Here is a 2,302-nt window from a genome sequence, read left to right as displayed (position 1 = left end):
GCCTGCTCGATGTCCAGCGGGCCGGCGTAGTCCTCGCGCTGCCAGGCGGGCGCATCATCGGACGGTGCCGGCGCGGCCTCCGTCTGCACGGTCAGCGACGGGCTCGGGTCACGCTGCGCATCGGCGGCAGCGGCTTCCAGCTTGGCGACCAGTTCGTCGATGGCTTCCAGCGCGCCCTTGCGGTTGGCTTCCTTCGCTTCCAGTTCGCGCAGTGCGGCCAGGTCGACGAGGGTCAGGCCCGTGAGGCGTTCGGAGAATTCCGGAATCGGCAGATTCTGGATCTCGGCGAGTTCTTCGGGTTTCTTGTCCACGGCTCCACTCCGCAATGGCCCCATGCGGGGCCGGTGAATTGCTTGTGCGGGTGAAGATTGGGAGACGTGCCGATGCGCCGTCTCCCCCGTTGGTTAACGGTCAGGCATTCGGAACGATGGCGCAGCGGCAGTTCGGGTGCGAGTCGCGCACCGGCACCGGCGCCTTGTCCAGCGTGTACGGCCCAGCCGCGGCCAACTCGCGGCAGATGGTCGACACGGCTTCGTCTTCCGCGGTGCTGTAGTCCACCAGCGTGATGCCCTGTTGTTCGTACAGCGCCAGCGAACCATCAGACTGCGCCATGGCAATTTCGCTGCGCGCCAGCCGTTCCCAGTTGTAGTCGCCCCCATCGAAGCGGCGCTGCAACTCGCGGGCAACGTTCACTGGGTTCTGCCCGTCGAACTCGCCGGACGCCAAGGCCGCGACGATGCGGGACTGGTACTGCCGCGCGAAGCCGTCACGCACCAGCTGCAGCCCGGTCTGCGTCAGCGAGTCGCGCACGCGATCCCTCAGCCGCGCGATCGCGGCCTGCACCACCGGGTCATCCATCAACGCTTTGGCGCCTTTCGCGCTGTCCAGGTCGTCGGCGCCATTGCGCACACCGCGATCCCACGCGCCAAGCTGTGCTTCCAGCAATGCCTTCGCCATCGCCGGCACGCGCGCATTGCCCTGCGCCAGCAGCATGGCTTCCGTCCCGGGAGCCATTTCGAACGCTTCGCCGTCAGGCGTGTCCAGGCCCAGCGTGCGCAGGGCATCGGTGGCCAGGGCGTGCCACTGTCGCTTCAGCGCGCTGGACGCTGTGGCTTCCAGCGCGGGCAGTGCCGGGTCGTTGCGTGCCCATGGTTCGCCCTCCGTGGTGTCGTCGGATTTCGTACGCGCCTTGCCGGCGCGCGGACTGCGCGGCGTGCGCAGGTTGTTGTCGATCCCGCGGCGTAGCTCGGCCGGGTCCACCTGGCCGCTCTCGCCCAGCATCAGGGCCGTCTGGGCGCGCAGGAAGCCTGCCTGCGCGCGCTTCTGCTCGTCCATCAGGTTGGGCAGGCGCTGCACCAGATCCCAGTCGCCGGGCTTCCACGTGCGGCCGCGCGCGCGCAGCATGGCTTCGATGGGTCGGCGCAGCTGCGGCTTGCGCACCGCGAAGCGCGTTTCCGATTCCTGCAGCACCACGACGGACTGCTGTTCGCCGATGCCTGCGGCCTGCGACCACGTGATGCCCAGCATCCAGGGCGGCAAGCCGAAGCCTGCCACCACCTGTTCCAGCATGTGCCTGGCAGGCTCTTCGATTTCCAATACCTCGCCGTTGGCGCCGATCACGCCGACCTTGATGTCGTCGTCCTTGGCGGCAGCTGTAGCCAGGTCCATGCTGTTGCCGCGCTTCTTCGCCAGCATGGCTTTGCCAAGATTGGTGGCGATGGTATCGGCACGCTTCTGCGCCTCCGTGGCATCCACCTTGGGGTTCTTCGTGCTGTAGTGCACATGGTAACTGGGGTCGCCGAAGCGCTCCCACGCGCGCCCGGTGGCGTTCTGCATCTTCAGCAGGATCTGCGCCACGAAAGGAATGCTGCGCAGGATGCTGGTGCCGTACGGATTGTCGGCCTCGGGCTTATTCAGCGCGAACACCAGTTGGCGCGGGTCAAGCTCAACGAAGCCGATGGCGCGAAGCCCGGACAGCACGTCGTGCCGGACAGCGCCGCGCAGGATCTGTTCCACCTGCCCCAGTCCATCCGCGCGGCGATCACTGTCCGGCGACGGCGCACGATAGAAGGGACGCAGCACGCCATCCTGCCGAATGAAGCAGATGCCCTTGCTGTCGGCCACGCGTAGGCTGACCACCTCACGACCTCGCGCGTCGTAGACGAATTCGCCCACACCGACGCCCTGTTCGTAATGCTCGTCGCTCTGCGACCGGTAGAACGCCTGGAAGCCGGTTTCCAGATCGTTGACCGGGATGTTGCGCATCCACTCGTCGATTTCCTGCACCAGCTTGTCGTTGTCG

The 2,302-nt window shown here is 66.8% G+C and carries 2 protein-coding genes; both read right to left on the bottom strand.

Features of this window, described 5'->3' with window-relative positions:
• Positions 1–311, bottom strand: a 311-nt coding sequence (locus AC04L7_RS16940) for a hypothetical protein (protein ID WP_475513484.1), incomplete at its 3' end; no start/stop codon positions are given.
• A 100-nt stretch (positions 312–411) separates the two neighbouring features.
• A partial coding sequence (locus tag AC04L7_RS16935; RefSeq protein WP_475513483.1) for a minor capsid protein occupies positions 412–2,302 on the bottom strand: 1,891 nt, incomplete at its 5' end.

The sequence above is a fragment of the Pseudoxanthomonas sp. LjRoot204_2 genome, from assembly GCF_056175765.1.
This window is presented reverse-complemented; position numbering and strand designations above follow the sequence as displayed.